Annotated in this window: 21 protein-coding genes and 1 pseudogene; 12 read left to right on the forward strand and 10 right to left on the reverse strand. The window is 71.2% G+C overall.

Annotated features, from left to right (window positions below; all coding sequences use genetic code 11):
- The first annotated feature begins 9 nt into the window (after nt 1-9).
- Nucleotides 10-1,188 (forward strand): ABC transporter substrate-binding protein, encoded by a 1,179-nt coding sequence (locus AC3IYI_RS28965; RefSeq protein ID WP_489406446.1) that lies wholly within the window; start codon nt 10-12, stop codon nt 1,186-1,188.
- 57 nt (nt 1,189-1,245) lie between these two features.
- Here AC3IYI_RS28965 and AC3IYI_RS28970 read toward each other — a convergent pair whose 3' ends face one another.
- Together AC3IYI_RS28970 and AC3IYI_RS28975 are read right to left on the reverse strand one after the other, a co-directional pair.
- Nucleotides 1,246-2,460: a serine hydrolase domain-containing protein gene (locus tag AC3IYI_RS28970; protein ID WP_489406447.1), complete on the reverse strand. Its 1,215-nt coding sequence runs from the start codon at nt 2,458-2,460 to the stop codon at nt 1,246-1,248.
- A gap of 147 nt (nt 2,461-2,607) precedes the next feature.
- Nucleotides 2,608-3,297 carry a response regulator gene (locus AC3IYI_RS28975; RefSeq protein WP_489406448.1) on the reverse strand — a complete coding sequence of 230 codons (690 nt, stop codon included), beginning with the start codon at nt 3,295-3,297 and terminating at the stop codon, nt 2,608-2,610.
- A gap of 222 nt (nt 3,298-3,519) precedes the next feature.
- Between AC3IYI_RS28975 and AC3IYI_RS28980 the strand changes: the two genes are divergently transcribed.
- The gene (locus AC3IYI_RS28980; protein WP_489406449.1) at nt 3,520-4,527 is read left to right on the forward strand and encodes an RNA-guided endonuclease InsQ/TnpB family protein; all 1,008 of its coding nucleotides are present in this window, start codon (nt 3,520-3,522) and stop codon (nt 4,525-4,527) included.
- Between the two features lie 14 nt (nt 4,528-4,541).
- On the opposite strand, the gene AC3IYI_RS28985 is transcribed toward AC3IYI_RS28980, so the two are convergent.
- Genes AC3IYI_RS28985 through AC3IYI_RS28995 form a run of 3 tightly spaced genes read right to left on the reverse strand, consistent with a single transcriptional unit; the run spans nt 4,542 to nt 7,551 of the window.
- A complete protein-coding gene (locus AC3IYI_RS28985; protein ID WP_489411713.1) occupies nt 4,542-5,816 on the reverse strand; it encodes a sensor histidine kinase in 1,275 nt (424 codons plus the stop codon).
- Complete coding sequence (locus AC3IYI_RS28990) at nt 5,816-6,505, reverse strand: glycerophosphodiester phosphodiesterase (RefSeq protein WP_489406450.1); 690 nt, start codon at nt 6,503-6,505, stop codon at nt 5,816-5,818. Before AC3IYI_RS28990 ends, AC3IYI_RS28985 begins: the two co-directional genes overlap by 1 nt.
- Nucleotides 6,506-6,525: 20 nt before the next feature.
- Nucleotides 6,526-7,551, reverse strand: a complete 1,026-nt coding sequence (locus AC3IYI_RS28995) for an adenosine deaminase (RefSeq protein WP_489406451.1) — start codon at nt 7,549-7,551, stop codon at nt 6,526-6,528.
- A gap of 121 nt (nt 7,552-7,672) precedes the next feature.
- On the opposite strand from AC3IYI_RS28995, the gene AC3IYI_RS29000 reads away from it, so the two are divergent.
- Nucleotides 7,673-8,407, forward strand: a complete 735-nt coding sequence (locus AC3IYI_RS29000; protein ID WP_489406452.1) for a DUF4190 domain-containing protein — start codon at nt 7,673-7,675, stop codon at nt 8,405-8,407.
- Between the two features lie 73 nt (nt 8,408-8,480).
- On the opposite strand, the gene AC3IYI_RS29005 is transcribed toward AC3IYI_RS29000, so the two are convergent.
- Together AC3IYI_RS29005 and ybiA are read right to left on the reverse strand one after the other, a co-directional pair.
- On the reverse strand, nt 8,481-10,100 hold the full coding sequence (locus AC3IYI_RS29005) for a TROVE domain-containing protein (protein ID WP_489406453.1): 1,620 nt from the start codon (nt 10,098-10,100) through the stop codon (nt 8,481-8,483).
- Between the two features lie 449 nt (nt 10,101-10,549).
- Nucleotides 10,550-11,101 carry a riboflavin biosynthesis intermediates N-glycosidase gene (gene ybiA, locus AC3IYI_RS29010; RefSeq protein ID WP_489406454.1) on the reverse strand — a complete coding sequence of 184 codons (552 nt, stop codon included), beginning with the start codon at nt 11,099-11,101 and terminating at the stop codon, nt 10,550-10,552.
- A 194-nt stretch (nt 11,102-11,295) separates the two neighbouring features.
- On the opposite strand from ybiA, the gene AC3IYI_RS29015 reads away from it, so the two are divergent.
- The 7 genes from AC3IYI_RS29015 (at nt 11,296) to AC3IYI_RS29045 (ending at nt 19,217) form a co-directional block, all read left to right on the forward strand.
- The gene (locus AC3IYI_RS29015; protein ID WP_489411714.1) at nt 11,296-12,825 is read left to right on the forward strand and encodes a gamma-aminobutyraldehyde dehydrogenase; all 1,530 of its coding nucleotides are present in this window, start codon (nt 11,296-11,298) and stop codon (nt 12,823-12,825) included.
- Nucleotides 12,826-12,900: 75 nt separating this feature from the next.
- Nucleotides 12,901-14,151, forward strand: coding sequence for a polyamine ABC transporter substrate-binding protein (locus AC3IYI_RS29020; RefSeq protein WP_489406455.1), 1,251 nt, complete (start codon nt 12,901-12,903; stop codon nt 14,149-14,151).
- Between the two features lie 83 nt (nt 14,152-14,234).
- A complete protein-coding gene (locus AC3IYI_RS29025; protein ID WP_489406456.1) occupies nt 14,235-15,386 on the forward strand; it encodes an ABC transporter ATP-binding protein in 1,152 nt (383 codons plus the stop codon).
- On the forward strand, nt 15,383-16,312 hold the full coding sequence (locus AC3IYI_RS29030; RefSeq protein WP_489406457.1) for an ABC transporter permease: 930 nt from the start codon (nt 15,383-15,385) through the stop codon (nt 16,310-16,312). The genes AC3IYI_RS29025 and AC3IYI_RS29030 overlap by 4 nt, the downstream gene beginning before the upstream one ends.
- The gene (locus AC3IYI_RS29035) at nt 16,312-17,118 is read left to right on the forward strand and encodes an ABC transporter permease (RefSeq protein ID WP_489406458.1); all 807 of its coding nucleotides are present in this window, start codon (nt 16,312-16,314) and stop codon (nt 17,116-17,118) included. Before AC3IYI_RS29030 ends, AC3IYI_RS29035 begins: the two co-directional genes overlap by 1 nt.
- A gap of 22 nt (nt 17,119-17,140) precedes the next feature.
- The gene (locus AC3IYI_RS29040) at nt 17,141-18,559 is read left to right on the forward strand and encodes an NAD(P)/FAD-dependent oxidoreductase (protein WP_489406459.1); all 1,419 of its coding nucleotides are present in this window, start codon (nt 17,141-17,143) and stop codon (nt 18,557-18,559) included.
- A 193-nt stretch (nt 18,560-18,752) separates the two neighbouring features.
- Nucleotides 18,753-19,217, forward strand: coding sequence for a hypothetical protein (locus AC3IYI_RS29045; RefSeq protein ID WP_489406460.1), 465 nt, complete (start codon nt 18,753-18,755; stop codon nt 19,215-19,217).
- Nucleotides 19,218-19,321: 104 nt separating this feature from the next.
- On the opposite strand, the gene AC3IYI_RS29050 is transcribed toward AC3IYI_RS29045, so the two are convergent.
- Nucleotides 19,322-19,765, reverse strand: coding sequence for a hypothetical protein (locus tag AC3IYI_RS29050; RefSeq protein ID WP_489406461.1), 444 nt, complete (start codon nt 19,763-19,765; stop codon nt 19,322-19,324).
- Between the two features lie 3 nt (nt 19,766-19,768).
- On the opposite strand from AC3IYI_RS29050, the pseudogene AC3IYI_RS29055 reads away from it, so the two are divergent.
- Nucleotides 19,769-20,071 (forward strand): annotated as a pseudogene (locus tag AC3IYI_RS29055) (chitinase); the annotation flags it as partial.
- Here the strand turns inward: AC3IYI_RS29055 and AC3IYI_RS29060 are convergent.
- Together AC3IYI_RS29060 and gabT are read right to left on the reverse strand one after the other, a co-directional pair.
- Complete coding sequence (locus AC3IYI_RS29060) at nt 20,056-20,904, reverse strand: phosphatase PAP2 family protein (protein ID WP_489406462.1); 849 nt, start codon at nt 20,902-20,904, stop codon at nt 20,056-20,058. The pseudogene AC3IYI_RS29055 and the gene AC3IYI_RS29060 sit on opposite strands and share 16 nt — an antisense overlap.
- Before the next feature lie 165 nt (nt 20,905-21,069).
- The gene (gabT, locus tag AC3IYI_RS29065; protein ID WP_489406463.1) at nt 21,070-22,404 is read right to left on the reverse strand and encodes a 4-aminobutyrate--2-oxoglutarate transaminase; all 1,335 of its coding nucleotides are present in this window, start codon (nt 22,402-22,404) and stop codon (nt 21,070-21,072) included.
- A 279-nt stretch (nt 22,405-22,683) separates the two neighbouring features.
- Here gabT and AC3IYI_RS29070 point away from each other — a divergent pair, with 279 nt between their 5' ends.
- Complete coding sequence (locus AC3IYI_RS29070) at nt 22,684-24,930, forward strand: ATP-binding protein (protein WP_489406464.1); 2,247 nt, start codon at nt 22,684-22,686, stop codon at nt 24,928-24,930.
- Nucleotides 24,931-25,051: the final 121 nt, after the last annotated feature.

Consider the following 25,051-nt stretch of genomic DNA (forward strand, 5'->3'; position numbering starts at 1 on the left):
GCTTTGCCCATGCCTGAACTCGCCTTTTCCCGTCGTGCGGCGTTGCGCGGCTTCGGTGCCGCGGGCCTGCTGGCCGGTCTCACCGGCTGTGGTGTCCCGGCCGCGTACGTCCCAGAGAACCGGCGGGAGGGCCAGGACCGCTCCGCCGGCGACCGGAGCGTCTCCTTCTCCAACTGGCCCCTCTACATCGACACCGACGAAGAGGACGAGAGCAGGCGTCCGACGCTGGACGCCTTCACGGAGAAGACCGGCATCGAGGTCCGGTACACCGAGGAGATCAACGACAACGACGAGTTCTTCGGCAAGATCAGCCCGGCGCTGATGAACCGCCAGCAGACCGGCCACGACGTGGTCGTGGTCAGCGACTGGATGGCCGCCCGCTTCGTCCGTCTGGGCTGGGCCCAGAAGATGGACCGCTCGGTGCAGGCGAACGTGTCGAAGCACCTGGACCCGCAATTGCACTCGCCCGCCTTCGACGAGGGCCGCCTGCACACCGTGCCCTGGCAGTCGGGGATCACCGGTATCGCCTACAACCGCAAGGCGCTCGGCCGGGAGATCAAGTCCGTCAAGGACCTGTGGCACCCGGACCTGGCGGGCAAGGTCACGCTCTTCTCCGGTCTCGACGAGTCCTTCTCCCTGCTGATGCAGGGCAACGGGGCCGATGTGACCCAGTGGACCGAAACGGACTTCCACCGGATGTGCGACCAGGTGGAGAGCATGGTGAAGAAGAAGCACATCCGCCGCTTCACCGGCAACGACTACACCTCCGATCTGAGCAAGGGCGACGTGCTGGCCTGCCAGGCCTACTCCGGGGACGCGATCCAGCTCCAGGCCGACAACCCCGACATCGAGTTCGTGGTCCCCGAGGAAGGGGGCGAACTGTGGGCGGAGAGCCTGCTCATCCCCAACCTGGCTCCGCGCAAGGCCAACGCCGAGGCGCTGATCGACTTCTACTACGACCCGGAGATGGCCGCGCTGCTCGCAGCCTCCGTCAACTACGTCTGCCCGGTCCCGGCCGCCCGCGAGGTGCTGGCCGCCTCGGACGACCGGGAGACGGCCGAGCTGGCCGAGAACCCGCTGATCTTCCCCGACGAGGACATGCGCAAGCGGCTGGTCGTCGCCCGCGACATCTCCTCCGCCGAGCGTTCGTCCTTCGCCAAGCGCTGGAACGGCATCGTCGGTCTGTGAGAGTCGGGTCCTGATCTCGGTCCGGCGACGGAACCGAAGCCCGCAGCTGAGGCCGGGCTACTTGGCGAAGGCGGCCATCACGACGGCGAGGGCGACGTGGTTGGTGTCCTGGCCCTTGGCGTCGGTCGAGTTGACCGAGTACACGAGGGTCCGGGACAGGTCGCGGGTCCCGCCTATCGCGGTGTTGTAGCCGTGCAGGCCGCCCGTCTTGCCCCAGGCGACCGTGCCGTCGGGCAGCTTGATCCGCGCCATCCCGGCCGTCAGCGTCGCGGCCTTGCCCGTGACGAAGTCCTTCACCCCGGGGACCGTGAACATCTCCTCCAGCTGCGCCGCCGGCACGAGGCGCCCGCTGAACAGGGCGACGGTGAACCGCTCCAGATCGGCCGTGGTGGAGATGATGTCGCCCGCCGCCCACCGGTCCGAGGAGTTCCACTCCGTCACGTCCCGCAGCTCGGTGGAGCCGTCCTCCCGCGCCACCGCCTGGTACCCGTGGTTGTGGCGACCCGGTATGCGGGTCTGGAAACGGCCCGGGAAAGAGGTGTCCCGCAGCCCCAGCGGCCTCAGCACCCGCGCCGCGACCGCCTTCTCGTACGTCGTGCCCGTCACCTTCTCGATCAGCACGCCCAGCACCGTGTAGTTGATGTTCAGGTAGTGCTGGGCCGTGCCCGGGACGAACTCGGGGCTCTTGGTCACCGCTTCGGCGATCTGGTCGTGCGGATCGGTCACGTCGAAGCGGTGCTCCCACTGCGCCTCGAAGGAGTCGCCCGGACCGTCGGCCGCCGGAATCCCGCTGGTGTAGTTGAGCAAGTGCCGGACGGTGACCGTGCCGTACGCCGCGGGGATGGCCTCGGGCAGGTACCGGCGGACCGGCCCGTCGAGGTCCAGCTCGCCCTCGGCCGCGAGCTGGAGCACCACCGCCGAGGTGAAGGTCTTGGTCACCGACCCGGCCCGGAACCGGCCCTCCTCGATGGCCTCGCGCCCGGTGTGGATGTCCGCGACACCGGAACTCCCCTGCCAGCCACCGCTCGTGCCGCCCACCCGCACCAGTGCGGCCGTCGCATCCTTGTGCCCCGCCCCGAGACCTGCGATCGCCCCCTCCAGCGCCGTGGCGTTCGGCGGGGTCGAAACCTGCGGTGCTGCCGGACTCTGCGCCGTGGCCGTGGCCGTGGCGGCCGAAGCCCGCGCCGGGCCGGCCTGGGCGGCGACGGCCGGTCCGGCCGCGACGCCCAGGACCAGGGCGGTGGCGATCAGCGTGCGGGTCGCTCGGTTCATGGTGGATCCCCCTGTCGGTTCTCCGGGGCGACTTCCGCCCCGGAGACCTCAATGCTGCTGGTCGCAGGGGTAGTTGCGGATCACCATCGAGAGGGGTCTTTGTCGGTACGACAACTCACCACCGAGAGCGAGGAGATACGCCTCGTCTCACTCCCCAGAGGGAGATACCTGAGAGCCAGCCGCGATCAGACCCGTCTCGTACGCGCATATCACCGCCTGGATCCGGTCCCGCAGCCCCAGCTTCGACAGCACGTTGCCCACGTGCGACTTGACCGTGTGCTCGCTCACCGTCAGCTCTACGGCGAGCTCCGCGTTCGACAGCCCCCGCCCCAGGTGCAGCAGCGTCTCCCGCTCCCGGGCCGTCAGCACCTCCAGCCGCTGCGCGGACAGCGCCTGCCCGGCCGCCGGCCGGGCCGTCGCCGCCGTGTACTCCGCGATCAGCCGCCGGGCCACCGAAGGCGCCAGCAGGGACTCGCCCGCCGCCACCACCCGTACGGCGTGCACCAGATCGTCCCGCCGCACGTCCTTGAGCAGGAAGCCGCTGGCCCCCGCGTGGAGCGCCTCGTACACGTACTCGTCCGAGTCGAAGGTCGTCAGCATCACCGTCCGGCAGGAACTCGTCCCCGAGATCTCCCGGCACGCCTCGATCCCGTCCAGCACCGGCATCCGGACGTCCAGCAGCGCCACGTCGGGCGCGAGGGCCCGTACCGCCGCGACCGCCGCCGCCCCGTCCCCGACCTCCGCCACCACCTCGATGTCCTCCTGCACGTCCAGGATCATCGCGAAGCCGCTGCGCACCAGTTCCTGGTCGTCGGCCACCACCACACGGATCGTCACCGGATCTCTCCCAGGCTGCCCTGGGCTTCAGCCCGGGGAGGAATGGGTCCTTGGGGCGGAGCCGCGTAGCGGCGGAGTTCGTTGCGCATCTGTTCTGACCTGCACTCTCTTTCGTTGTCAGTGGGGGCGGTTAGGTTGGGGAGCGTGCCGACAGCAGCGATGAACGAGGTGACGTGTGGTCCGTCGCAGCTCGACAAGATGCTGACCGGGGCCTGATGCTCGATGGAGTGGCTGCGTGAGGGCAGCAGCGTTCCGCAGCAGCAGATCATCCGCGACTTCGCCAAGTCCCGCGCGAAGGCGCTCAAGGACATCGGGGCCCGGTTGCCGACGCGGCAGCGGGCGGGGATGCCGAAGTACAAGAAGAAGCACGCAACAGACCTCACGCTCAACTACACGCAGCGTGACTTCCGGTTGAAGGACGGGCGTCTGCGTCTGGCCGGGGGTATCAGCGTGACCGTGGTGTGGTCGCGGGATCTGCCCGGGTCGCCGTCGTCGGTGCGTGTGTACCGCGACAGCCTCGGGCACTGGTACGCCAGTTTCGTCGTCCCCACGACCGCCGAGGCGCTGCCCTCCACGGGTGCGGTGATCGGCATTGACTGGGGGGTGAGGGAGATCGCGACCACCACGTCCGACGACCACGACCTGCCCCATGCCGAGTACGGCAGGAAGGCCGCCGGTCGCCTCGCGCACTACCAGCGCATGATGGCCCGACGCCGCGCACCCAGGGGCAAGGCCCAGTCGAAGGGCTACCGTCAGACGCAGCGGCAGGCGGCGAAGGCGCACAAGAAGATTGCCCGGCAGCGCCAGGACGCCGGCCGCAAGTGGGCGAAGAAGGTGGTCCGCGACCATGACGCCCTTGCCGTCGAGGACTTCAAGGCGAAGTTCCTCGCCAAGTCCGCCATGGCCCGCAAAGCGGTGGACGCCGCTATCGGCGCCACGAAGACGGCCCTGATCCAGATGGGCCGCAAGCACGGTCGTGCCGTGCACCTGGTCCATCCCGCGCACACCACCATGGACTGTGCGCAGTGCGGAGCAAGAACCAAGCACGCACTACCCCTCTCGGAACGAACCTATTCGTGCACCGTGTGCGGAGCCGTGTCCCCCAGGGACAAGAACTCCGCCCGCGTGATGCTCGTCCGGGCTGGTCTCCACCCGGCTGGTGCTGATCGTGTAAGAGCTTGCGGACCGCAGGTCCGCAGCCGACGTGAGCCAGGAATCCCCTCCCTTTAGGAAGGGGAGGGGATTCAATTCCCCACCTCCGCGCCCGACGTTACAAGCACCACCCGTACCTCGAAGCCGACGCCGTCCGGGCCGGGCCCCGTCCGGGCGGTGCCCCCGTGGGCGGCGGCCCGCTCCCGGATCCCGATCAGGCCGTGACCGCCCGGTCGGGCCCGCGGCACGGAGCCCGTACTCGTACCCATACCTGGACCCGCACCCGCGTCCGGACCCGCACCCGCGTCCGGACCCCGCCCGTCGTCCGTGACCGTCACCGCGAGCTCCCGCTCCCCGTACTCCAGGCGCACGGCCACCGCCGAAGCCCCGGCGTGCTTGACCACATTGGTCAGCGCCTCCTGCACCACCCGGTGCACCGTCGCCTCCAGCGCCGCCGGCAGGGCGCGCACCGAGCCCGTGCGCTCGTAGGTCACCTCCGGCCCGCTGCCCCGGACCCGCTCCAGCAGTCCCGCCAGCTCCCCGATGCCGGGCTGCGGCGAGCGCGGCGCCGCCTCGTCCGTGCGCAGCACCCCCAGCATCGTGCGCAGTTGGGCCATCGCGTCGCGGCCCGTCTCCGCGATGGCCTCGAACGCGGCCTCGGCCCGCTCGGGGGCCCTGCGCACGGCCACCGGACCGGCTTCCGCCTGCACGATCATGATGCTGACCGCGTGCGAGAGGATGTCGTGCATCTCCCGTGCGATCCGGGCCCGTTCGCGGGCGGCCGCCTGCTCCGCCTCGATCCGGTTGGCCCGTTCCAGCTGCGCGGCCCGGTCCAGGAGGGCCGCCGTGTACGCCTGCCGGGTGTGCTGTAGCCGGCCCAGCGCGTACGCGGCGGCGGAGACGAAGAGGGTGAAGAGCAGTTCGCGTGCGGTCCCGGTGTTCCAGCCCACCGAGAAGGCGACCGTGAGGACCGTGAGCCCGCCCACCCCGAGCCGGACCCGGGCCGTGCCCTGCAGGGCGACGGTGTAGAGGGCGATCAGCCCCGCGTACGGAAGCGGCTGCCCCGGGCCGTCGACCGCCAGCTTGTAGGCGCCGCCGGCCACCAGGATCGCGATCAGCACCGTCACCGGAGCCCGTCGCCGCCAGACCAGCGGAAGCACGCCGAGCGTGGTCATCGCGTACGAGGTCCAGTCCGCGGGCGGTGCGTCGGCCGGCCGGGGCACCACGAAGGGCATCGTGACGGCCAGTTGCACCAGCAGCGTCAGCCCCAGGTCCTGCCGGCGCGGGCCGGCCCGCCGGATCCGCGCTCCGAGCTCCCCCCAGGCGCGCAGGACCCCGCGGGTCGGCAGCTCCCCCCAGGCCCGCATCACCGGCCGAGCCCGGCCCGCACGGCCTCCAGCGCGTCCACCCGGTTCGTCGTGATCGAGTCCACCCCTGCCCTGACCAGCGCACGCATCGCACGCTTGGTGTCCGGCGTCCAGGCCGACACCAACAGGCCGTCCCGGTGCAGGGCGTCCACCAGCTCCGGGCAGAGCAGCCCGAAGCGGTAGTTGAGCCAGGCCGGCGCCACCGCGTCGATCAGCACCCGGCGAGGGGGAGCCAGGGTGGTCCACGTCAGCGCGATCTCGGCGCCCGGATCGGCGGCGCGCACCGCCAGCATGGTGGCCGGACCCGCGCAGTAGTACGTACGGTCGCGGGCCCCGCACTCGCGGACCTGGCCGACGACGGTCCGTACGGTATCGGCCGTCGCACCCGGCAGATCGACCATGACCCGGCCCGCACCGGCGGCCATCAGGGCGTCGCGCAGCGTCGGGATCGCGCCGTCCGTCAGCTCCCGCAGCTGCGGGGCCGTGACGTCTTCGAGGCGTACGTCGTGACCCCACAGTCGCTGGAGGTCCTCGTCGTGGAGCAGTACGGGGACCCCGTCGCGGGTCATCCGCACGTCGATCTCCACCGCGTCCGCCCCCCGGTCGAAGGCGGAGCGGATCGAGGGCAGGGTGTTCTCGCGGACGCGGTAGGGATCCCCGCGGTGGCCGACGGCAGTCAGGTTGCGCATGCACCCATTCTGCGCAGGCGTCAGGAAGCCAGCCAGGCGGAGGTGTACGTGTCGATCTCGGCGGTGAGCTTCGCCTTGCCGGCCGGGTCGAGGAAGGAGGCCTCGACGGCGTTCTTCGCGAGCCGGGCGAGTCCGCGCTCGTCGAGGTCGAGCAGCCGCGCGGCCACCGCGTACTCGTTGTTGAGGTCGGAGCCGAACATCGGCGGGTCGTCGCTGTTGATGGTGACGAGCACGCCGGCCGCCACCATCTCCTTGAGGGGGTGTTCGTCGAGGGTGGCGACGGCGCGGGTGGCGATGTTGGAGGTGGGGCAGACCTCCAGCGCGATGCGGTGCTCGGCGAGGTAGGCGAGCAGCTCCGGGTCCCGGGTGGCGCTGGTGCCGTGGCCGATGCGCTCGGCGCCCAGCTCGCGGATCGCGTCCCAGATGGTCTGCGGGCCGGTGGTCTCGCCGGCGTGCGGCACGCTGTGCAGTCCGGCGGCGCGGGCGGCGTCGAAGTACGGCTTGAACTGCGGGCGCGGCACCCCGACCTCCGGGCCGCCGAGGCCGAAGGAGACCAGGCCCTCGGGGCGCAGGTCCAGGGCGAGGCGGGCGGTCTCCGAGGCAGCTTCCTCGCCGGCCTCACCGGGGATGTCGAAGCACCAGCGCAGGATCACGCCGAGCTCGGTCTCGGCGGCCTTGCGGGCGTCCTCGATGGCCTCCATGAAGGCCTTCTCGTCGATTCCGCGGCGGGTGGAGGAGTACGGGGTGATGGTGAGCTCGGCGTAGCGGATGTTCTGCCGGGCCATGTCGCGGGCGATCTCGAAGGTGAGGTGGCGTACGTCGTCGGGGGTGCGGACCAGGTCGACGACGGAGAGGTAGACCTCGATGAAGTGGGCGAAGTCGGTGAAGGTGAAGTAGTCGGCGATGGCCTCGGGGTCCGTGGGGACCTTGGAGTCGGGGTGCCGGGAGGCGAGTTCGGCCACGATGCGCGGGGAGGCCGAGCCGACGTGGTGGACGTGCAGTTCGGCCTTGGGCAGCCCCGCGATGAAGGGGTGCAGGTCGGACATGAGGGTGCCTCCGAAGGACGCGGTGCGGATGGAACGGGCTTCATCGTAGGCAGGACCCGCACCGTAGAAGGGGCTTGTCACAGGGAGCGCTTAGCATGGCCGTACGAGAGGGGGGCGCCGTATGACCGATCAGAGCCCCGAGTCGCGAGACCCCTGGGCGCCGCCGGAGCAGCCCGCGGTCGATCTGGGCAAACAGCAGGGCGGGCCGGCGGCGCCGGCGGCACCGGGAGTGCACGACCAGCAGACCGTCACGGGGATGCCGGGGGCGGGCGGCCACCAGGGCGGCCACCCGGGCGGTTACCCGGGAGCGCCGCTGCCGGGGCAGACGCCGCCGGCCGGGACCGGGCCGATATCCGCCGGGGCGCCCGCGCCCCAGCCGGGACAGACGCCCGCCTACGGGTACCCGGCCGCGCAGGATCCCGCGGGGTACGGATACCCCGCCGGGCAGCAGCCGGGCCAACAGCCCGGATACCAGGGCTACCCCGGTTACGCGGGCTACCCCGGATACCCGGGCGGCGGCGGATACCCGGTGTACCCGCCCAAGAGCAACGGCTTCGGAGTGACGGCGCTCGTCCTCGGGATCCTCGCCGTGGTCACGTGCTACTTCGGCCTCCTGTTCGGCGTTCCGGCCATCATTTTCGGCGTGCTGGGCCGCGGGAAGGCCAAGCGCGGCGAGGCCGACAACGAGGGCATGGCGCTGGCCGGCATCATCACCGGCGCGGTCGGCATCGTGATCAGCTGCGTGTTCATCGCGTTCTTCGTCGTCGTCGCCGTCATGTCCGAGGACGGCGGCTCCGACTACGACTCGGAATTCTCGTCTCCGTACGAGAACACGCAGGTATTCCACCGGGGTTGATCCGCGCCCGGCGGGCACGGCGGAGGGCCGGGCGGGGACGCGCACGTCCCGGCCCGGCCCTCGCGCCGAACTGTCAGGCAGCCGTGTCCGCCCGCCCCGCCTCCCAAGGCCACCTGGCGTCCCGGCCGTCCTCGATGAGGGACACCATGCGGAAGGCCGCGTCGGTGAGCCCGCCGAAGGTGTGCCGGTGCGCGGACCCGGAGGGCGCGTGGCCCACCCGGTATCCGGCGAGGTTCCACGTGCAGACCGGGACCGTGTCCGGCACCAGGGCCGTTGGGTCGCCGCCGTAGGCGTACGTGGCCTGCTCGTCGGTGACGATCAGGACCCGGTCGTGCCCCGCGTAGTGCGTGCGCACCGCCTCCGCCGTGAACGTGCCGCCGAGGTCCTCGAACCGCTCCAGCACCTTCAGCACCGACTCGCCGCGACGGAAACCGACCGACTTGCTGGTGGAGCCGAACTGCACCAGGTCAGCGTCCTCGGCGCGCAGTGCCAGCGCCGTCCCGAAGACGGCCGCCGCGTCGGCCCTGTTGAGCTGCGAGCGGTCCGACAGCGGCGACCACATCGACCCGGACCGGTCCACCAGGACCAGCGTCCGCCCGGGCAGCGCCGGTACGTGGGCCAGGGAGTGGCCCAGCGCCCGCTCCAGCGGGTACGCCCACCGCAGCGAGGGTGCGTGCTGGTAGGCGGCGAGGTAGCGGAAGGGAAACTGCCGGGCACGGGCGACGGTCTCCGGGTCGGAGATCTTCGCCGCGACCCGCGCGGCGACCTCGTCCGAGACTCCGGCCTGGTCGAAGTTGCGTAGGTTGCGCAGCAGCGCCATCGCACCCATGGACGGGATGACCGCCTCCCAGGCGGCCGCGTCCATCGGCCCCTGGAGCCAGCCGGCCAGCGCCTCCCAGGTCATGCCCGCCGCGGCGAGCCGCTCGGCGCCGTCGGCCGCGGTGACCACGGCCCGGCGCTCCGCCACGGGCAGCTCCATCAGGGCCCGGTGCGCGAGCAGGGTGCGGTTGCCCGGCGGGACCTCGGCGGTCTCCGGGCTGTGCCGGCGGTCGAGGGCGTGCCGGAACAGCTCGCCCTGCCAGGGCTTGTCCGGGTCGGGGGAGGCGTGCACGAGGTTGAGGACGTCGCCGAAGCGGTATCCCCGGGAGGCGGTGTCGTACTTCAGCAGTGAGGTGCCCGAGTAGAGGCGGCGCACCGCGTCGGCGATGCCGCGCTTGACGGGCTTGGGCACGCCCCGTCCGTACGTGGCCGTCCAGTAGGCGAGCAGCTCGCCGGGCTCGTCCGCGCGCAGCAGTACGGAGTCCACGACCTGCCGGTTCGAGGGCCCCCCGGTCGCTCCGGCGTCGAGTCGCGCCTTGACGTACTCGGCGGCTCCGACGAGCGAGGCCGTCCGCATGTTGCCGCCCCGGCGCAGCCAGCCGAGCAGGCCGGCGGTCCACTCGGGATCCTCCACGGCGAGGCTGCGCACGAGCGCGGCGAAGCGGTCGTCGCGGGCCGGGCCGCCCTCGTAAGCGGTCTGCTGCGTCACGAAGTTGGCGACGGCGAGCAGGAACAGCTCGGAGCGCGGATCGCGGACGAAGCCGGGGCTGCCGTGCGCGTTGGCGGCACGGCGGCCGGTCGAGCGGACCGGAGACGTGGGTGCGGTGGGCGCCGTGGGCGCCGCCTTGGAGCGGAGCAGGTTGAAGCGAGCCATGAGAATCCCCCCGAATTCAGTGGAAACCGGGGGAGGCGTGACGTTCGGAATGCCCGAGATCGAAGTCGGCGACGGACTATGTCGACTGCTCTAACCGACTGAGCTACCGGCCGGAGCCGGGCGGGACTCGAACCCGCGACCCGTTGATCCGGAAGTAACCGTTGCCTGCGCACCGGGCACTCCGCACGTGCGCCTCCCGAGAAAGAAGTGGCCGCGGCGTTGTTTCGTGGAGGAAGTAGCCGTGGCCGGCGCACCGGGAGGTGCGAACGTAGGTGTCCAGAGATCGAGGTCGGCGAAACCACAAGGTGCTCTACCAACTGAGCTACACCGGCCCGAAGCCGATGACGGGACTCGAACCCGCGGCCGCCCCATTAACAGTGGAAGTAAGTCTCACCTGCGCACCTGGACAAGGATCACGCTAGACGCACACCCTCACCGGCTGCGAACGATTAAAGCTCCGCCCGCAGCCGCTCGCGCGCCTCCATGAGCGCGAAGCCCAGCAGGTTCAGGCCGCGCCAGCGCGCCGGGTCCAGGGCCCGCTCGTCGTCGGGGGCCAGGCCCACGCCCCAGATCCGGTCCATCGGGCTGGCCTCCACCAGGACCCGCTTCCCGGTCGAGAGGAGGTACGAGGCCAGCGCCGGATCGGAGCCGAACTTGTGCACGCTGCCCTCCACCACCAGCGCGAACCGCTCCCGCTCCCACACCAGGTCGTCGAAGCCGCGCACCAGCCGCCCGGCCTTCTTCGCCTCCGCCGGGCTCTTCGCCTCCAGGGCCGCGCGCTCCGCCTCGGCGTCCTCGAACAGGCGCGCCTTTCCGGCCATCATCCAGTGCTCGGCGGTGGCGTACCGCACGTCACCCACGGTGAACTCGGACGGCCACCACTGACTGAGGCAGCTCGGTCCGAGCGTTCCGTCGGGCCGCGGACGGTGTCCCCAGAACGGCAGGAACTTCAGCCGCTCACCCCGGCTGACCTGCCCGATCAGTTCCTCGATCTTCTCCATGCACGCGAGTCTCGCAGGAGCACCGGACACTTCGTACGGGATTTCGGGCGCGCCTCGACACATGGTCGACCGATTCCGTCGCGTAATCAAAGCGCAACAACGGAATCACTTGGCCGAGGGGTGTACCTCTGCCAGGATCGGCACTCAATTCGAGCTGTAGCTCGAACTGTAGCTACGGAGAGCGTGAGAGCGTGATGGGCAACCGCTTCCAGGTCAAGGTCCAGGTCAAGGACCGATTCGCCGCAGGCGCGCAGTACATCGACGGGCAGCTGCGGCCCGGCACCTCGGGCCGGTCACACACCGTGGTCGACCCCGCCACGGGCGAGGAGGTGCTCACCTACGAGCTGGCCTCCACCGCCGACGTGGACGCCGCCGTCGCCGCCGCCAAGCGAGCCTTCCCCGGCTGGTCCGGGGCCACGCCCGGCGAGCGCTCGGACGCGCTGCACCGGCTGGCCGGCGTGCTGGCCGAGCGGGCCGAGGAGTTCGCGTACGCGGAGTCCCTGCAGTGCGGCAAGCCGGTCAAGCTGTCGACGGAGTTCGACGTACCGGGGACCATCGACAACACCGCCTTCTTCGCGGGCGCCGCACGCCACCTCCAGGGCCAGGCCGCCGGCGAGTACTCCGGGGACCACACCTCGTACGTGCGCCGCGAGGCGATCGGGGTCGTGGGCTCCATCGCGCCGTGGAACTATCCGCTGCAGATGGCCGCCTGGAAGATCCTCCCGGCGATCGCCGCGGGCAACACCATCGTCCTCAAGCCCGCCGAGCTCACCCCGCTGACCTCCCTGATGTTCGCCCAGGCGGCCAAGGAGGCGGGCCTGCCCGACGGCGTGGTCAACATCGTCACCGGCGCCGGCCGGGACGCGGGGGAGCACCTGGTCGGCCACCCGGACGTGGTCATGACCTCCTTCACCGGGTCCACCGCCATCGGCAAGCGGGTCGCCGAAATCGCCACCGCCACCGTCAAGCGGCTCCACCTGGAGCTCGGCGGCAAGGCCCCCTTCCTCGTCTTCGACGACGCCGACCTGGAGGCCGCCGCCAACGGCGCCGTCGCCGCCTCCCTGATCAACACCGGCCAGGACTGCACGGCCGCTACCCGTGCCTACGTCCAGCGCCCCCTCCACGACGCCTTCGTCGCCCGGGTCGCCGAGCTGATGGAGACCGTCCGCGTCGGCGACCCCTTCGATCCGTCGACCGACCTCGGCCCGCTGGTCTCGCACGTGCACCGCGACCGGGTCGCCGGTTTCGTCGAGCGGGCCCGTGCGTACGCCACCGTCGTCACCGGCGGTGAGATCCCCGGCGGAGAGCTCGCGGACGGCGCGTACTACCGGCCCACGCTGATCTCCGGCGCCGCCCAGGACAGCGAGGTGGTCCAGTCCGAGATCTTCGGACCGGTCCTGGTGGTCCTGCCCTTCGACACCGACGACGAGGGCATCGCGCTGGCCAACGACACCCCGTACGGGCTCGCCGCCTCCGCCTGGAGTCGCGACGTGTACCGGGCGAACCGCGCCACCCGCGAGATCCAGGCGGGCTGCGTCTGGGTCAACGACCACATCCCGATCATCAGCGAGATGCCGCACGGGGGCTACAAGGCCAGCGGCTTCGGAAAGGACATGAGCACCTACTCCTTCGAGGAGTACACGCAGGTCAAGCACGTGATGTACGACAACACCGCGGTGGCCGCGAAGGACTGGCACCGCACGATCTTCGGGGACCGCACCTAACACTTTGCGACTGCCGTCGCGTGGCCAGTAGCCGCCTGACCAGCGGCCCGCACCCATCCCGAAAGGGCACCTCCCATGGAGCAGTTCGAGCCCGACCGCCTCTCGGCGGCGCAACTCGCCGCGATGCGGCGCAGCCTCACCACCGGGCGCGGCGCCCTCACCCGCCGCTCCGTGCTGCGCGCCTCCGGAGTCGGAGCGCTCACCCTCGGCGGCCTGTCCGCGCTCGCCGGCTGCGGCATCCCGCCGGCCAAGCGCGCGGAGGGCAACGCCGCGGCCTCCGACGACCACTCGGCACAGGAGAAGGAGATCAACTTCTCCAACTGGACCGAGTACATGGACACCAGCGACGACGAGAAGTCCCGTCCCACGCTGGAGGAGTTCACCAAGCGGACCGGTATCAAGGTCAAGTACACCGAGGACATCAACGACAACGTCGAGTTCTTCGGCAAGATCAAGCCCCAGCTCGCGGCCGGCCAGGACACCGGCCGCGACCTGATCGTCGTCACCGACTGGCTCGCCGCACGCATCATCCGCCTCGGCTGGGCCCAGAAGCTGGACCCCTCCCACCTCCCGCACGCCTACGCCAACCTGAGCTCGCAGTTCCGCAGCCCCGACTGGGACCCGGGCCGCGCGTACAGCTACCCGTGGACCGGCATCGACACCGTGATCGCCTACAACACCAAGGCGACCGGCGGGAAGAAGGTCGACTCCGTCACGCAGATGCTGGACGACCCCTCCCTCAAGGGCCGCGTCGGCTTCCTCACCGAGATGCGCGACAGCGTCGGCATGACCCTGCTCGACCAGGGCAAGGACCCGGCGAAGTTCACCGACGCCGACTACGACGAGGCGATCGGCCGGCTCCAGAAGGGCGTGGACAAGAAGCAGATCCGCCGCTTCACCGGCAACGACTACACCGCGGACCTCGACAAGGGCGACCTCGCAGCCTGCCTGGCCTGGGCCGGCGACGTCATCCAGCTCCAGGCCGGCAACCCGGACATCCAGTACGCGATTCCGGCGCCCGGCTACATCACCTCCAGCGACAACCTGCTGGTCCCCGTGAAGGCCCGGCACAAGGCCAACGCCGAGCGGCTCATCGACTACTACTACGAGCTTCCGGTCGCCGCCCAGCTGGCCGCCTACATCAGCTACGTCTGCCCCGTCGAGGGCGTCAAGGACGAGCTGGCCAAGATCGACCCGGAGCTCGCGGACAACGTCCTGATCGTCCCCGACAAGGAGATGGCCGCCAAGTCGCATGCCTTCCGCTCCCTCACCAGTGAGGAAGAGACGGCGTACGAGGAGAAGTTCGCCAAGCTCATCGGAGCCTGACGGGTCCCGCCGCGTCCCCACCGGCGCCGACACCCGTACTGGCACCTGCCCCTTCCACGACACACCACCGAAGGCCCAGGCCCATGACTGACAAGACCGAAGGCGGCGACGTCCGCCTCGCCGGGATCAGCAAGCACTACGGATCCTTCACCGCCGTGCACCCGCTGGATCTCACCATCCCCCAGGGCTCCTTCTTCGCCCTGCTCGGCGCCTCGGGCTGCGGGAAGACCACCACCCTGCGCATGATCGCCGGCCTGGAGGAGCCCTCCACCGGCACCGTCAGCCTCGGCGACCGCGAGGTCACGCACCTGCCGCCGTACAAGCGCCCGGTCAACACGGTCTTCCAGAGCTACGCCCTCTTCCCGCACCTCGACGTCTCGGAGAACATCGCCTTCGGGCTGCGCCGCCGCGGCATCAAGTCGGTCAAGAAGCAGGTCGACGACATGCTGGAGCTGGTCCAGCTCGGCCAGTTCGCCCAGCGCAAGCCGCACCAGCTCTCCGGCGGCCAGCAGCAGCGCGTCGCCGTCGCCCGCGCGCTCATCAACCACCCGCAGGTGCTGCTCCTCGACGAGCCGCTCGGCGCCCTCGACCTCAAGCTGCGCCGCCAGATGCAGCTGGAGCTCAAGCGGATCCAGACCGAGGTCGGCATCACCTTCGTGCACGTCACGCACGACCAGGAGGAGGCCATGACCATGGCCGACACGGTCGCCGTGATGAACGGCGGCCGCGTCGAGCAGCTCGGCGCCCCCGCCGACCTCTACGAGAACCCGAAGACGACCTTCGTGGCGAACTTCCTCGGCACCTCCAACCTCATCGAGGCCGAGGTCCTGGAAGCCGGCGCGTCCGACGTCGTCGTCTCCTCGGCCGGTACGAAGCTGCGCGTCCCGGCGGCGCGGTGTTCGACCGCACCCCGCGCCGGCGGCAAGCTGCTGGTCGGGGTGCGCCCGGAGAAGATCTCCCTGGTCCACGCGGACGCCGAGGACACCATCGAGACCGGCCGCAACAAGGTCGCCGGCAAGATCGTGGCCTCCTCCTTCATCGGCGTCTCCACCCAGTTCGTCATCGACAGCCCGGCCGGCTCCGAGCTGGAGGTGTACGTGCAGAACATCGAGCGCGACGCCCGCCTCGCCCCCGGCGCCGACGTGATATTGCACTGGAACCCGGACCACACCTTCGGGCTGGACGCCGCTCAGGACATCGACGCCGGCATCGAGACGGTCGAGGAGGGCGCGTGACGGCCCCCGCGACCCTGCCCGAGGTCGCCGTCTCCGCCGAGCCCCCGGTCCACAAGCCGTCCCTGAAGAAGCGCCTGGTCCCCTACTGGCTGCTGCTCCCGGGCATCCTGTGGCTGCTCGTCTTCTTCGTGCTGCCGATGATCTACCAGGCCTCGACCTCGGTGCAGACCGGCTCCCTCGAAGAGGGCTTCAAGGTCACCTGGCACTTCCAGACGTACTGGGACGCCTTCACCGAGTACTACCCGCAGTTCCTGCGCTCCCTGCTCTACGCCGGGACCGCGACCGCGCTGTGCCTGCTGCTGGGCTATCCGCTGGCCTACCTGATCGCCTTCAAGGCGGGCCGCTGGCGCAACCTGCTCCTGGTGCTGGTCATCGCCCCGTTCTTCACCAGCTTCCTGATCCGCACCCTCGCCTGGAAGACGATCCTGGCCGACGGCGGCCCGGTGGTCGAGGTCCTCAACACGGTCGGCTTCCTGGACGTCACCAGCTGGCTCGGCATGACCGAGGGCGACCGCGTCCTCGCCACGCCGCTCGCGGTCGTCTGCGGTCTGACGTACAACTTCCTCCCCTTCATGATCCTTCCGCTCTACACCTCGCTGGAGCGCATCGACACCCGCCTCCACGAGGCGGCCGGGGACCTGTACGCCCGTCCCGTCACGGTCTTCCGCAAGGTGACCTTCCCCCTCTCCATGCCTGGCGTGGTCTCCGGGACCCTGCTCACCTTCATCCCGGCGAGCGGCGACTACGTCAACGCCGAACTGCTCGGCTCCACGGACACCCGCATGATCGGCAACGTCATCCAGTCGCAGTACCTGCGCATCCTCGACTACCCGACCGCGGCCGCGCTGTCCTTCATCCTCATGGCCATCGTGCTGGTCATGGTCACCATCTACATCCGCCGAGCGGGGACGGAGGACCTGGTCTGATGAAGAGCGCCACCACCTGGCTGCGCAGCCATTTCGTCGTGATCGCGGGGCTCGGCACGCTCGCGTACCTGATCCTGCCGAACGTCGTCGTCACGGTCTTCTCCTTCAACAACCCCACCGGGCGGTTCAACTACGCCTGGCAGGAGTTCTCCCTCGACGCGTGGAAGGACCCCTGCGGGGTCGCCGACATGTGCGAGTCCCTGTCCCTCTCGCTCCAGATCGCCCTCTGGGCGACCATCGGCGCGACCGTGCTCGGCGCCGCCATCGCCTTCGCGCTGGTCCGCTACCGCTTCCGCGGGCGCGGCGCGGTCAACTCGCTGATCTTCCTGCCGATGGCCATGCCCGAGATCGTGATGGCCGCGTCCCTGCTGGCCCTCTTCCTCAACATGGGCATCCAGCTCGGCTTCTGGACGATCCTGATCGCCCACGTCATGTTCTGCCTCAGCTTCGTCGTCGCCGCCGTCAAGGCGCGGGTGCTCTCCATGGACCCCCGTCTGGAGGAAGCGGCCCGCGATCTCTACGCCGGACCCGTGCAGACCTTCCTGCGCGTCACCCTGCCGATCGCGGCCCCCGGCATCGCGGCGGGCGCGCTGCTCTCCTTCGCGCTCTCCTTCGACGACTTCATCATCACCAACTTCAACTCGGGCAACACCGTCACCTTCCCCATGTTCGTGTGGGGATCGGCCCAGCGCGGTACGCCTGTACAGATCAACGTCATCGGCACCGCGATGTTCGTCATCGCGGTCCTGGTGGTGCTGGCCGGCCAGATGGTCGCCAGCCGCCGCAAGAAAGCACAGCCCAAGTAACACCTGTAGGGAGTTGGAAGACATGGCCCCAGACGCCATGCGCACCGCTGCACGATCTCTTTCCGAAGCAAGGCCGGTCTCGTACTGGCTGGACGACCCCGGCAAGCCCGCCGCCGAGCCCGCCCTCACCGGGGACGAGCACTGCGACCTGCTCGTCATCGGCGGCGGCTACAGCGGCCTGTGGACCGCGCTGCTCGCCAAGGAGCGCGACCCCGCCCGGGACGTCGTACTGATCGAGGGGCACGAGGCGGGCTGGGCCGCCTCGGGCCGCAACGGCGGCTTCTGCGCCGCCTCCCTGACCCACGGCCTCGCCAACGGGATGGCCCGCTGGCCGGACGAGCTCGCCCAACTGGAAGACCTCGGAGCCCGCAACCTCGACGCCATCGAGGAGGCGGTCGCCCGCTACGGCATCGACTGCGACTTCGAGCGCAGCGGCGAGATCGACGTGGCCACCGAGCCGCACCAGGTCGCGGAGCTCCGCGAGTTCCACGCCGAGGCCGAGCGGCTCGGCCTCGCCGGCCGCTCCGAATGGCTGGATGCGGACGCCGTACGGGACGAGGTCGACTCCCCGACCTTCCTCGGCGGGATCTGGGACCGCGACGGCGTCGCCATGCTCAACCCGGCGAAGCTCGCCTGGGGCCTGAAGCGGGCCTGCCTGGAGCTGGGCGTACGGATCTACGAGAACACGCGCGGGCTGGACCTGACCGGCTCGGGAGCCGGTATGGCCGTGCGGACCCCGTACGGGCGGGTCTTCGCCCGCCGGGTGGCGCTGGGCACCAATATCTTCCCGTCGCTGGTCAAGCGGGTGCGCCCGCTGACCGTCCCGGTCTACGACTACGCGCTGATGACCGAGCAGCTGACCGAGGAGCAGCTCGCCTCGATCGGCTGGAAGAACCGGCAGGGACTCGGCGACAGCGCCAACCAGTTCCACTACTTCCGGATCACCCCCGACCGGCGGATCCTGTGGGGCGGCTACGACGCGATCTACCCGTACGGCGGCAGGCTCGACGCCGAGCTCGACCACCGGCCCGAGACGTACCTCAAGCTCGCCGAGCACTTCTTCACCTGCTTCCCGCAGCTGGAAGGGCTGAAATTCAGCCACGCCTGGGGCGGGGCGATCGACACCTGCTCCCGCTTCTCGGCCTTCTTCGGCACCGCGCACGCGGGCAAGGTGGCCTACGCGGCCGGCTACACCGGGCTGGGGGTCGGGGCCAGCCGCTTCGGCGCCGACGTCATGCTCGACCTGCTCGCCGGGGAGAAGACCGAGCGCACCGAGCTGGAGATGGTCCGCTCCAAGCCGATGCCCTTCCCGCCGGAGCCCCTCGCCTGGACCGGCATCACGATGACGAAGTGGTCGCTGGCCCGGGCGGACCGGCTGGGCGGGCACCGCAACCTGTGGCTGAAGACGCTGGACCGCCTCGGTCTCGGCTTCGACAGCTGAGGCCGCGGGACCGGCCGCGCAACGGTGTGCTGATCGGGTAAGCGACCTCCACGCGCCCCGGGCGCACATCGCCCCGGGCGGTGTGACCTGCTTCACCACCATGGAGCAACGAAACCCGCGTCATACCTGCGCCCGGCCCCGCTCTCTCCTGTGAGAACGCTTCACCTCACCCACAGAGAGCGGAGGCCGGGCGATGACGATCCCGGGGGACAAGACGGCAGTGGAATGGCTGGTCTCGGTGGCGCCCGATCCGGACGCCTGCCGGTGGGAGTGGGAGCGCAACCCCCTCGGGGTCGCCCTGCTGCCCGCCGGCCGCCGGTGGGACGTGCTGATCCTGCCGGGGGAGCTGGGACACACCACCCTCGAAGTGCTGGACGCGCTGCTGGAGAGGCCCGGCCCGGTGCTCGCCGATTTCGGCGACTCCAGGCTGGGCTTTTTCGTGCCCCCGGGCACGGCCTCCCGCTGGGTCGGGACGGGCGTACGGGGAGCCGGTCACGGGACCTGGATCGTCGTCCCGTACCCCGGCCGGGCCACGGGCGGGGTCCGCTGGCTCGTGGTCCCGGACGGGCAGGGCACGCTCACCGACCCGGTGGTGCTGGAGATCGCGATGCACGAGGCGGCCGCGCGCGTCGTGGGGCGGGCGGGCGGGAAGCCTTGACAAGAACATTGGCCTGGACCATCTTGGGCGCCGCTGCGCCTTCCCCACGCCTTCCCCGTGCGCGGCCCGGCTCCATCCCCCACGGGGCTCACCTGCTGCGATAGCTACTCGTCGTCACCGCTTGCCCATACGATGCGAACTCGGTCGTCAGTGAGTCGCACGCCCCGGCCAGGTGCCTTGCTCACGTGGATCCGGTCGATCGCCGTAGCAATGAGTTCTCGCCTCAGTGCTGGACCGGCCGTTTGCCAGTACTGGTCCGCGTAGCCGGCCAACAGGAACGTGATATCGACTCGCTCGGTATCCAGCGCGGCAAGACGTTCCTCCGCTTCGGTAAGCCGGTTCTCGGCGTCGGTTTTTGCGGGCAGGCGATACCGCGCGGAGCGTCCCGCGTAGAAGCCTGCCCGGTCGTCGGCGTGAAATCGGCCTAGCGTTGCTTCGGCCTCGCTTACGGCCGCGCGCGCCTCCCGTAGGGCCCACACTACCCTGGTGATCGCCAACCTGATCAAGGCCCTGAAGGCCCTGAAGGCCAAGTACGGCCCGGACTTCATCCCATGACGGACATGCTGCTCACCGGCTTCCCGGTGGCCGGCAACACGGCCCGCGTCTTCCCGCCGCTGCGCGCGGACCAGGTCGCCATCGGCCTGCCGGCCACGACCAACGCGGGCAACGGACACACCTCCCCGGCGGAGGTCGACAAGGCGCTGGACTGCCTGACGAAGAAGACGAACTGCGGGTCGTACCAGACCCACGGCACCTGGCCCGCCCTGCGCGGCCTGATGACCTGGTCGATCAACTGGGACCGCTTCGGCAGCTGGGAGTTCTCGAAGAACTTCGACGCCTACTTCGGCGGCTGACCGGCGCCGCCGGATTCGGACACGGCGGGGCCGGGGCGCACACGCCCCGGCCCCGCCGCCACGCGTGCGGCGCGCACCCCGAGCAGCAGGGGGGTGCACATCAGGAAGCTGGCCAGGACGTCCAGGGGCCAGTGGTAGCCGCGCAGGATCAGCCCCGCCGCCGTCAGGGCGGTGAGGGCGGCCGCGAGGAACAGGGGCCAGCGGCCCCGGGTGTACGGGCGCACGAGCAGGGCCGCGCCCACGTACGCCACGTACGCGGTGGCCGTGTGGCCCGAAGGGTAGTAGCCGGAGGCCCAGGGCTCCAGCGGGCCCGGCCGGCCGGTCCACTCCTTCAGCGGAACGACCAGGGCCGGCACCAGGGCCATGGCCAGCGCCGCGGCCGCCGCGCCCCGGCGGTTGCCGCGCCGGACGGCGTAGAGCACCGCGAGGAGCAGCACGGGGACCGCGACCGGGACGTTGCCGAAGTCGGAGAGGCGCTGGGTGACCGCGTCGGGGACGGTGCGCACGAGCGCCCGGCTGAGGCCGGCGTCCGGGACCAACAGCGGCCCGGACGCGAGGACCTGCCAGGTGGTCAGGGCGAAGAGCGCGACGCAGAGTACGCAGACGGCGTAGGCCGCCGGGATCGCGGAGAGGAGAGTGGCCGGCCGCCCCGGAACAGGGGGGGTGGTTCCGGGGCGGCCGCCCGGACCGGGTTGCCGGGCGCCCCGGGGGGTTTGGGGCGTACGGCTGTCCGATCGGTGAGGAGTGTGCGCGAACGCATGCCCAGTGCGGCGCTGGGGAAGCCCGGTACTGGTGTCGCTTCCGGTTTCCCGGGAGCGGGGTGTCTCACTCATCTGCAGAAACCGTACGGCAGCGGAAGGGGGACCGACAGCGGGAAAACGCTCCCGCCATCGGCCCCCCACACCTTCTTCACAGCGCCCGCCCGTTACCTGCGGTAGTGATCGCTTGGTGATCGAGGATCACGCCTCCGCGTTCTACCGCCTGTGTCAGACGTTCGATCAGAGGGTCGCGAACGCGGCCTCGATGACGTCCAGGCCCTCGTTCAGCAGGTCCTCGCCGATGACGAGCGGCGGCAGGAAGCGCAGCACGTTGCCGTAGGTGCCACAGGTGAGGACGAGCACGCCCTCGGCGTGGCAGGCCTTGGCGAGCGCGCCGGCCGCCTCCGGGTTCGGGGTCTTGGAAGCGGGGTCCTTGACCAGCTCGATCGCGATCATGGCGCCGCGGCCGCGGATGTCGCCGACGATGTCGTACTTCTCCTGGATCGCCGCCAGGCGGGCCTTCATGATCGACTCGATCTTCTTCGCCGCGGCGTTGAGGTCGAGCTCCTTCATGGTCTCGATGGAGCCGAGCGCACCGGCGCAGGCCACCGGGTTGCCGCCGTAGGTGCCGCCCAGGCCGCCGCCGTGCACGGAGTCCATCATCTCGGCGCGGCCGGTCACGGCGGCGAGCGGCAGGCCGCCCGCGATGCCCTTGGCGGTCGTGATGAGGTCGGGGACGATGCCCTCGTCCTCGCACGCGAACCACTGGCCGGTGCGGCAGAAGCCGGACTGGATCTCGTCGGCGACGAAGACGATGCCGTTGTCGTTGGCGAACTTCACGATCGCCGGGAGGAAGCCCTTGGCCGGCTCGATGAAGCCGCCCTCGCCGAGGACCGGCTCGATGATGATCGCGGCGACGTTCTCGGCGCCGATCTGCTTGACGATGTTGTCGATCGCCTGGGCGGCGGCCTCGGGGCCGCAGTTCTCGGCGCCGGTCGGCCAGCGGTAGCCGTAGGCGACCGGGACGCGGTAGACCTCGGGGGCGAACGGGCCGAAGCCCTGCTTGTACGGCATGTTCTTCGAGGTCAGCGCCATCGTGAGGTTCGTACGGCCGTGGTAGCCGTGGTCGAAGACGACGACGGCCTGGCGCTTGGTGTACGAACGGGCGATCTTGACGGCGTTCTCGACGGCCTCGGCGCCGGAGTTGAACAGTGCCGACTTCTTGGCGTGGTCACCCGGGGTGAGCTCGGCGAGGGCCTCGCAGACCTCCACGTAGCCCTCGTAGGGGGTCACCATGAAACAGGTGTGGGTGAAGTCGGCGAGCTGCGCGGCGGCGCGGCGCACGACGGCCTCGGCGGAGGCGCCGACCGAGGTCACGGCGATGCCGGAACCGAAGTCGATCATGCGGTTGCCGTCGACGTCCTCGATGATGCCGCCGCCCGCGCGGGCCGTGAAGACGGGGAGCACGGAGCCCACGCCACCGGCCACCGTCGACAGGCGGCGGGCCTGCAGCTCCTGCGACTTGGGGCCGGGGATCGCGGTGACGATGCGGCGCTCCTGCGGGACAGCGGTCATAGGGGGCTCCTGGGGGGTGTTTTCGGACGCACTTGTGTCTTTGTCCGCAGGCTAGGCCCGGGAGGCGTGGTCCTGCATGCTCCGTTCGGGAGTGGTGCCCGCGTGTCCTTGTCCGTGACGGCCATAGGAAGGAATCCGCGCATGTCTTGTGGATCATGACCGGGTACGGGCCGCCGGGCGGCGACGGCCACTAGATTGAGCGCGCAGGGCCAGTGCAGGGCCAGTGCAGGGCAGTTGCAGCGCAGCGCAGTGCGGTAACGGGCAGGGGGCAGGGGTTTCATGGACACCGACGGCACGCACGGCGGGGAGCGGCGGACACCGTTCGGCACCGGGCACGTCCCACGCCCGGCCGGGCCCCCGGGGATCCAGGGCCTCCCGCCGAAGCCCGCCCACGCCCCGGCGCCGGGAACGGCCGTCGGTGCGGTCCCGGGCCCGGCCGGAGGTACGGCGGGAGGCCAGGCCGCAGGCGCGGGGGGAGGCCAGGCAGGAGGTCCGGCCGGAGGTCCGTCGGCGGGCCCCGTGGCAGGCCCCACCCTCGCCGACTGGCTGCGCGTCCCGCGCCCCGCCGCCGGCCCCGGCGTCTGGTCGTACGGGCACGTCCCCCGTGCCGCGCAGGAGCCCGAGGTCACCCCGACCCGCCAGCTGGTCAGCGGGGCGCTCATCTCCCTGCTGGCCGGGCTGCTGCTGTGGTCCCTCCTCTGGAACGGCTACCTCGGCGGCTTCTGGCTCTGGCCGCTCTACATGTTCACCCCCGACTCCTGGGCCGGGACGCTCCCCTCCGTCGTCGCCTCCTACGTCTGGTACGCCATCGTCGCGGCGACCCTCGCCATCGGCTTCGGCCGCCTCGGCCGCTGGCCGGAGCTGGCCCGCCGGATCCTCGGCGGCCGCGCGGCGCGGGCCGAGGTCCCGGCGCCGCGGCCGGTGGAGCCCGGCGGCCCCGACGATCCCGCGGCCTGGGCCGACGTGCGGGCCGCCGGGCTGGTGGAGGTGGCCGACCGGCTGGGGGCGGAGGCGCGCGCCGGGCGGATGAACGACGTGGACCACGTGCGGATCGGGCGCGCCTGGGAGACCGTACGGGCCGACCCCTCGCGGGCGCGGGCCTTCGCCGACGCCGTGCGGGACAAGGGGGCCGGGGCCTGCGTCCACCCGTCGGGGGCGCGCGATCTGCCCGTCCGCGCCGCCCGGCACGATCTGCTCGCCCGGCAGGTGCTGCTCGGCACCGTCCAGGACGGCGAGCGCAACCCGTACGCCCGCCGCGGCAGCGGCCTCGCCCTCGACCCCGCGGTCCTCGGCACCTCGCTGCTCGCCATCGGCCCCTCCGGCGCGGGCAAGACCTCCCGCCTGGTCCGCCCCGTCGTGGAGTCGCTGGCCCTGCAGGCGCTGGCCGGCCAGGCCGCCGTCGTCGTGGTCGCCTCCGCCGGCACCGCCCTGGGACCCGACGCGGGCTACGACGTCGTCGTCCGCGTCGGCGATCCCGACTCCGTCTACGACCTCGACCTCTACGGCGGCGCCACCGACCCCGACGAGGCCGCCATGCTCCTCGCGGAGGGGTTCGTGGGCGACCTGCCGGGGATCGACGTCCGCCGCGCCGCCACCGCCCTCGCCCAGCTCCTCGGGCCGTTCCGGGCCGCGTACGGCCGCTTCCCCGCCGTGCCCGAGCTGCGGGAACTGCTCGACCGCGTGCCCGTGGCCCTCGCCGCCCTGCGCGAGGCCCTGGAGGCCGCCGGGCACCAGCGGATGCTCCGCGAGCTCGACGCGCGCGAACGCCAGCACGGCGCCCCCGCCGACCCGGGACCGGCCCTCGCCGACCGGGTCGCGCTGCTGGACCGGCCCGCCTTCGCCGGGTTCTTCAACGTTGAAGCCGTTGACACCACCGGCGCCGGGCGGCCGTTCTCCCTGCGGGCTCTGGAGCATCCGCTGCGGGTCCGCGTGGACCTCCCCGAGCGCGGGCACGCCGACGCCTCCCGGATGCTGGCCCGGCTGCTGCTCGCCCAGTTCAACGCCGCTGCCGCCACCCGCACCGACCGCTCGCTCTTCGCGCTCCTCGCCTTCGACGACGCCTCCCACACCCTCACCGCGGAAGCGGTGCGCGGCATCCAGCGGCTCCGCTCGGCCAACGCGGGCGTCCTGCTCACGCTGCGCACCCTGGACGACGTACCGGAAGCCCTGCGCACCCCGCTGCTCGGGGCCGTGGGCTGCCGGATGGCCTTCTCCGGGGTCACCACCTGGGACGGCAAGCGGTTCGCCGAGACCTGGGGCACCGAATGGGTGGAGACCCGCGACGTCACCCACCGGACGGTCTTCGCCGACCAGCCCCTCACCCGGGCCATCCACGCCTTCCGGAAGCTGGTCTCCGGCAAGGCGGTGACCACGGACGCCGTGACCGTGCGCCAGGTGGAGCGGGAACGCTGGTCGGCCTCCGACCTGGCGCACGTGGTGCCCCCCGGCCACGCCGTGCTCTCCCTCACCTCCGTCCGCGGCGAGCGGGCCGCCCCGCTGCTGGTGCGGCTCGGGGGCCGGGACTGAGACGGGACGGTCGAAGCGGCGAGCGGACGGCGGCCCCGGACGGCGGCCGTACGGAGCGAACCCGTACGGGGTGGCAGAATCAAGGGGAGCCGTTCGTACGACACGGCGAAAACCGCGGTGG

The sequence above is a fragment of the Streptomyces sp. GL_148 genome, from assembly GCF_057834205.1.